Source organism: Providencia sp. UF-224 (assembly GCF_058245955.1).
Window position 1 is genome coordinate 1 of record NZ_JBSICC010000061.1, and the last position, 6,942, is coordinate 6,942.

Annotated in this window: 8 protein-coding genes; all 8 read left to right on the top strand. The window is 38.2% G+C overall.

Annotation, left to right across the window (positions count from 1 at the left end; translation table 11 throughout):
* Positions 1 to 336 (top strand): fimbrial biogenesis chaperone (locus AC4IFO_RS22540; RefSeq protein WP_490737773.1); only part of this gene is annotated, 336 nt, incomplete at its 5' end.
* Positions 337 to 360: 24 nt separating this feature from the next.
* Entirely contained in the window at positions 361 to 2,883 is a 2,523-nt protein-coding gene (locus tag AC4IFO_RS22545) for a fimbria/pilus outer membrane usher protein (protein ID WP_490737775.1), read from the top strand.
* Positions 2,880 to 3,923, top strand: a complete 1,044-nt coding sequence (locus AC4IFO_RS22550; protein WP_490737777.1) for a fimbrial protein — start codon at positions 2,880 to 2,882, stop codon at positions 3,921 to 3,923. The genes AC4IFO_RS22545 and AC4IFO_RS22550 overlap by 4 nt, the downstream gene beginning before the upstream one ends.
* Before the next feature lie 9 nt (positions 3,924 to 3,932).
* On the top strand, positions 3,933 to 4,451 hold the full coding sequence (locus tag AC4IFO_RS22555) for a fimbrial protein (protein WP_490737779.1): 519 nt from the start codon (positions 3,933 to 3,935) through the stop codon (positions 4,449 to 4,451).
* Between the two features lie 16 nt (positions 4,452 to 4,467).
* Positions 4,468 to 4,965, top strand: a complete 498-nt coding sequence (locus AC4IFO_RS22560; protein ID WP_490737781.1) for a fimbrial protein — start codon at positions 4,468 to 4,470, stop codon at positions 4,963 to 4,965.
* 195 nt (positions 4,966 to 5,160) lie between these two features.
* Positions 5,161 to 5,427 carry a helix-turn-helix domain-containing protein gene (locus AC4IFO_RS22565; RefSeq protein WP_490737783.1) on the top strand — a complete coding sequence of 89 codons (267 nt, stop codon included), beginning with the start codon at positions 5,161 to 5,163 and terminating at the stop codon, positions 5,425 to 5,427.
* Between the two features lie 55 nt (positions 5,428 to 5,482).
* A complete protein-coding gene (locus AC4IFO_RS22570; protein WP_490737785.1) occupies positions 5,483 to 5,803 on the top strand; it encodes a helix-turn-helix domain-containing protein in 321 nt (106 codons plus the stop codon).
* 567 nt (positions 5,804 to 6,370) lie between these two features.
* A complete protein-coding gene (locus AC4IFO_RS22575) occupies positions 6,371 to 6,895 on the top strand; it encodes a fimbrial protein (RefSeq protein WP_490737787.1) in 525 nt (174 codons plus the stop codon).
* Positions 6,896 to 6,942: the final 47 nt, after the last annotated feature.

The window sequence follows — 6,942 nt, forward strand, 5'->3', positions numbered from 1 at the left end:
GAACGCACAGAAAACTCGTTGCAGATTGCCTTTAAAACACAAATGAAATTGATTTACCGCCCCTCAGCAATTAAAGACGTGAACTTTGAAGAACAACAAAAAAAGCTGACATGGTCTAAATCGGGTAACCAATTAACGGTGAATAACCCAACACCGTATTTTATGAATTTCCAAAGCATTACCTTTAATGGCAAAAAAGTGAGTAATGTGTCTTACGCTACCCCATTATCCAGTACAACCTTTGAGCTGAAGGATAGCGCCACCCACGGTACCGTGAAATGGGAAGTAATTAATGATTATGGCTCTGCCTCTGAGGCGTCTGAAGCAAAAATATAGCCCAAAAATTTTTAGGTTCTCAACATGAAAATAAATAAAATATGCCTTAGCCTATTCATTTATTTAGGCTATACAGTACCTTTGTACGCGGAAAACCCTACAGGTAATAATTCGGTAGAAGGAGGCGCGTATTTTGACCCCGACTTTTTAGAATTGCCAAATAAAGATGCAGTGGATTTAAGTCAATTTGAAAATAACCAACAATTGGCAGGAAGCTATTATGTCGATATTTATGTGAACACCAATTTAATTGGCGCAAAAAATTTAAAGTTCGATAAAAATAGCGACAATAAATTAGCGCCTTGTTTAACACTGGACGATTTAAAAAGTTTTGATATTAAAGTTGCAGATTATCCTGAATTAAATAATAGTCAAAATAACTGTGTTAATTTGGCTGCTATTCCCGATGCCAAAAGCAACTTTGATTTTGACTCTCAACGTTTATATTTAAGCATTCCACAAATCGCACTGGCGAAAAACCCGCGGGGTTACGTGGACTTAGCCGATATCGACAATGGGATCACCGCTCTGCTGCTTAATTACAGCTACAGCGGGTCGAAAAACCATGACCGCCAAGGCGGTGACGACACGACGTCAAACTACGTTAACCTGCGCCCGGGTATTAACATTGGGGCATGGCGCCTGCGCAACTACACCACATGGTCAAACAGCAGCGGGCAACCCAATAAATGGGACACCATTTACACCTATGCTTCCCGAGGGATCAATAGCCTAAAAAGCCAATTGATTTTAGGGGATAGCACATCGCCATCCCAAGTATTTGACAGCGTGCCATTTCGTGGGGCACAGCTCGCCACTGATGACGATATGTACCCCGAAAGTTTACGTGGTTATGCCCCCGTCGTACGCGGAATAGCACGCAGCAATGCACAAGTTACCATTCGCCAAAATGGGTATACCATCTACCAAACGGACGTGGCTGCGGGGCCGTTTGAAATCAGCGATCTGTACCCAACAGGGAGCAGCGGTGACTTGCATGTGACGATAAAAGAGTCGAACGGCAGCGAACAAGTACAAATTGTGCCGTTTGCGTCACTCCCTGTATTACAGCGCGAAGGGTATTTAGCCTATAGCGCCACCGCTGGGGAATACCGCTCATATGATAAAAGCGTGGATAAAACCAAATTTGGTCAATTTACACTGATTTATGGCTTACCCCATGGCACCACTGTTTTTGGCGGCAGTCAGTTAAGTGACGATTACCAATCCTACTCCATCGGGGCAGGAAAGAATTTGGGCGTATTAGGTGCCATTTCCATTGATGTCACCCAATCCCAAGCGAAGCTGCGCGATGACATTAAAAAGCGCGGGCAGTCTTATCGTTTTCGCTATAACAAAAATCTGAATGATATCGGCACCAATATTGCGCTCGCGGGTTACCGTTATTCCACTGAAGGGTTTTACAGCTTATCAGAAGTGTTCGATACCTTCCGTGACAACACTTACACCCCAACTATTGAGCGCCGCCGTAATCGTGGGGAAATCACATTGAGCCAAAACTTAGGGGATACCTATGGCTCCGTGTCCGCGGGTTTTATCAGTGAAGACTATTGGAACAGTGACCGAAAAACGCAGTCCGCAACACTGGGTTATAACAATAGCTGGCAGGGTATCAGTTACGGCATAAATTATACCTATAACAAGAACACCAGCAGCTATTCATACAGTGCGAACAGTAAAAAGCAGAGTGAAGATGACCATCAGTTCTCGCTTTCACTCAATATTCCGTTCAGTTTCTTCGAAGATACGGCTTATATCAATTTAAACAGCAATTACAGCAGTGAAGGTGCTCGTTCGGCCAGCGTGGGGGTTTCTGCCTCGCAACTGAATAACCGCTTAAATTGGGGCATGCAGCAAAGTGTAGCAAACCAAGGGCAAGGTGGATCGGGGAATGCTAATGCCTCTTACAAAGGGCGATATGGTGAAATATCCGGTGGAACAGGTTACAGCAAAAGTAACTACAACCTGTATTACGGTGTAAATGGCAGCCTCGTCGCACACTCTGGCGGGTTAGTGTTAGGCCAACAATTGGGTGAGACTGCGGCTATTGTGGAAATCCCTGATGCAGGGGATGTGCCAATTATGAACCAAGCGGGCGTGGTAACCAATAACCAAGGTTATGCGTTAATGCCATACGTGACGGCTTACCGTAAAAATACCGTGGATATTGATACCTCGGCGTTACCCAATAATACCGAAATGGAGTTAACCAGCCAAACCGTCGCACCAAGCCGAGGCGCTCTCGTCAAAGCCAGCTTTGCAGCGAATGTCGGTTACCGCGCGATTATGACGCTAACCTTTGCAGACGGAAAGCCAGTGCCATTTGGGGCACAGGCCATATTTAATAATAACAACCAATTAAATAGCCTTGTCGGTAATGACGGTGAAGTGTATTTATCCGGCTTAGCGGAAAGTGGGCAGTTTATTATTCAATATAACGAGAAACAACAATGCCAAGTAAATTATAACTTAGCAGGGATTTCGGATTATATGGGGTTATATAAAACTCAAGGAGTTTGTCAGTGAAAAAGAGACTCATAATAAAGATTTTTTTATTATCGTTAGGGTTATTTATTGTTAACAATAAAGCCAATGCCTATGATTGTTATAATGGACAACCTGTTCGTGCCGCATACATTAATGGAACAAATAAAATTGATGTTCCATTCGACAGTAATTTCACTGGTGATTTAAAGACAATAATAGCAACTTCAAGCGTACCTCTTGATATGTATGTAAATAATGACGGTAAAGATTATAATAGCCAATGTAAAAATATCTCTACTACAAATAGTAATATTGGGAATGTCTATTTTCAATATCTATATGCAAATGGTCAAACATCTCAATCACCTTTAAAAACAAATATATCAGGCGTTTCACAATATGTTAGATTTGTTGCAAATAATTGCCCAACATGCTCTTCATCCATTAATTTCCCTTATGTGGGCTATATCAATGGTACATATAATTCAATGCCTTGGGTTCCAGCATATTTCACCTTAACCTTAACACAAACTGGTAAGGTAACAAAATCTGGATATATTGATAGTGGATTAATTGCCACAAAAGGTAATCGTAATGCGGCGGCAGGCGCGGCTTATCATTTAAATACCACACTAACTATTCAACCTAACTCTATCTATATTAATGTGCTTAATTGCTCGTTAAATCAGAGTGTTTACAATATTAATTTAGGTGACTGGTACGATACTCAATTTAAAAATATTAGGAATACTAGTGATATGGTTGATATTCCAATTTCACTAAAATGTAACCCTGAGACAAACATCAATGTAACCGTGAAAAGTACCAATGGTTCGTCCTCTCCGACAGCAGGCTGGCTTAACATAGCCACCGAAGAAAATAGTGCAAAAGGTATCGCTGTACAGCTACTCGATAACAATAATAACCCAATAACGTTGGATAAAAAATTTAATCAAGCAAAATCAGTTTCAGAAGGCGATTATATTTTCAATTGGAAAGCCCGTTATATTAAAACAGCAGATAAGATCACACCAGGCTCTGCAAATGCCTCAGCCACTGTTAATATTCGTTATGAATAGGATTAAATAATGAAAAATTTAATTAACATCTTATTGATAATAAATAGTTTACTCACGAGTTTTTATACATACGCTGAAGATAATGTCATATTAAATTTCACCGGCAATATTAAAGCGGCCACCTGTAATATTTCTGGCGGTAACAATATTGACATTGATTTAAAGCGTTTGCCCATTGATGTTTTTAATGGTGCACAAACAGGTTCTACTTGGAATACGTTTAATATTAACTTAAATAACTGCTCGGCATTTGTGAACCAAATCAAACTGACCTTTACAGGTACGGCGGAAACTGGGGATGCCACCAGTAGTTTATATAAAAACTTAGGTACTGCAAAAAATGTCGCCGTGCAATTACAAAGTGATGATGGGGCAACGCCCTTAGGCAATTTAAAAGTTTTACAGGTACCACTTAATGGGCAATCAGATATTGCGATTCCATTGCGTACCCGTGCTTACAGCGCCGTGGGCAATGTGGTTCCGGGGTCAATTTTAGCCAATATTACCGCCACCATTACCTATTTATAAGAAAAGGAAAGAGATAGTGAAAAAAATCGCGCTTTCATTATTGTTGATATCTGGCCCCCTGTTTGCCGCCGACCAACAAATTTCAATCAATGTTCATGGTTATGTTACGGCAATGCCTTGTGAACTCGAAACCACAAACTACGTTATTGACCTGAAAAAAATTAATATCTGGAATATTCGGGATAGCCAACAATCCCCATGGGTGGATTTTTCGGTAAAATTAAAAAACTGCCCTGTTGCTACTAAAGAAGCCATTATGACCTTATCAGGTACGCCAGATACCACTATGCCAGACTATTTTATTAATAATGGTGCAGCAAAAAATGTGGCATTAAATTTAACCGATAGGACCAATAAAACCACTATCAAAGATGGCTCTAAAATCACTATTCCTGTGAACAGCCAAACTCGCAGTGTGGAGTTTCCATTTTCTGCTCGTGTAGCGGGTTATGGCAGTGGTATGGAGCCCGGTTCATTTCGTAGCCATTTAGAGTTTAATTTTATCTACCATTAATTATTAATCGTAGTTTTAATATCCATTTAATTTTGATGTTCATTTAAAGATATATAATCTGTAGTCTGATCAATAAATTCATCAATATTTAAATTGATTTATTATCACTACTGTATATTAATAAACACCTAAATTTATATTTACGCCAACTAAGTAAATATAACTAAATAGCACCAATATATCAGGAGTTAGATTATGCCTCGTTGTTATCCTGTATCTGAAGTCATTGGTCATAAAATAAGAACATTAAGAAAAGAACAAGGACTTTCATTAATTAATGTTGCTCAAGAAATCGGCATTAGTGAACAACAGCAACTACGTTATGAGAAAGGTATTAATCGCATTTCGATTGACAGATTAAAGCAATATTCTGATTTTTTCGAAGTCAATATAATTTTATTTTTTCATTTTAGTGAACATGATAAAGAAAAGATAAAAAATATAGTTACTAATAAATTCTAAACTTATTTTCCGTCTGAACAACAAACAAATTAATCACATCAGGTAAGAACAGTTAATGAATAAAAAAACATCAAAAGTTATTGGCACTAAGATCCGCTTACTACGAAAAAACCACCAAATGAGTATTCAAGAGTTAAGTCAGCGATTAGGGATCAGCCAACAGCACCAATCACGTCATGAACTGGGGGAAATACGCATTCATGTTGATACGTTATTTCGTATTGCTGAAATCTTTGAGGTCAGCGTAGAAGAGCTCATGTCTGATTTTATCCCTCCGCCTGAAGAGCAAAGCCCTAAGTGCCAGTTCATCAATAAACAACTTATTGAAGCAGAGCTATTATTATCGCCTGAACCGCACTACTTCCTCTACAAATAGGTTAATTTCTCTTTATGATTAAAACCTAAAAATTAACGACTAAAATAAACATCTTCTATATCGTGATTTTTTTATTCTATAACCGTAATTATTTTTAGCAATAACGAAGATGTTTTTATAAAAACAATGTAATTAGACTATACTATTTTGAGCAACCATTTCAGATATTACAATATCAATTATTGATTTTCGTTATTTAGCTCGCTTTTCAAACAAAACCAAAATTTAACTTAAGATTAAAAACCCAAAAATCACATTATGCGAGAGGAATAAAATTTAAAAATCACGCTAAAATTATTACTGGGTTTTTATTTTTATTTAACTTTAGTAAATCATTAATGAAAAAATAAAATCATTCGATTTCATAATATAATTTCATTTCCTAACACATAATGTGTTTTCTGTTATAAAAAAACCAAAAATATAATTAAACCATTATTTAACACTATTTATTCGTTGACTTGTTTATTTGAAAAAATAACCACAAAATACTCTCCAATTGAGTACGCGGATATTTATCCCGCTCTCAATAACATCAAATAAAATATCTTCCTTGGAGAGTCATGAATGAAAAAGAATATCATCGCAACGTTAATTGCAGCGTCATCTATTTTTGCTATTAATAATGCATTGGCCGCTGACGGTACTATCGATTTTACTGGTGAAATCACAGATCAAGCATGTGAATTAGCCGCTGGTTCTGATGCATTAAAAGTAAACTTAGGGAAAGTCTCTAAAACTGCATTACCAAGCGCAGGAAGCACTGCCGCTGCCACGAAATTCACCATCAAATTAATTAACTGCCCAGCAACCGTCACGACTGCGTCAGTAAAATTCGATGCAGACTCCTATTTAGGTGATGACACCGTCATCAAGCTGAAAGAAGACGCTGGTGTAGCAACAGGTGTAGGTATCCAAATTACCGATGACCTGAATGAAATTGTCCCATTGTTTACTGCCTCTAAAAACTACCCATTGCAGCAAAATGTGGAAAATAACTTAGATTTTAGAGCGCGTTATATTGCTAAGTCTGACACAGTGACTACGGGTCCAGCTAACGGCACAGCAACGTTCACAATCAATTATAACTAATTGGACTTTAAGGTTTAAACGGACTTAAACCTTATTCCTGTATTACT

What these genes read in the sequence shown, in the direction of transcription:
- AC4IFO_RS22545 (WP_490737775.1), top strand. Translation starts at nt 361, where the DNA reads ATGAAAATAAATAAAATATGCCTTAGCCTATTCATTTATTTAGGCTAT.
- AC4IFO_RS22565 (WP_490737783.1), top strand. Translation starts at nt 5,161, where the DNA reads ATGCCTCGTTGTTATCCTGTATCTGAAGTCATTGGTCATAAAATAAGA.
- AC4IFO_RS22555 (WP_490737779.1), top strand. Translation starts at nt 3,933, where the DNA reads ATGAAAAATTTAATTAACATCTTATTGATAATAAATAGTTTACTCACG.
- AC4IFO_RS22575 (WP_490737787.1), top strand. Translation starts at nt 6,371, where the DNA reads ATGAAAAAGAATATCATCGCAACGTTAATTGCAGCGTCATCTATTTTT.
- AC4IFO_RS22570 (WP_490737785.1), top strand. Translation starts at nt 5,483, where the DNA reads ATGAATAAAAAAACATCAAAAGTTATTGGCACTAAGATCCGCTTACTA.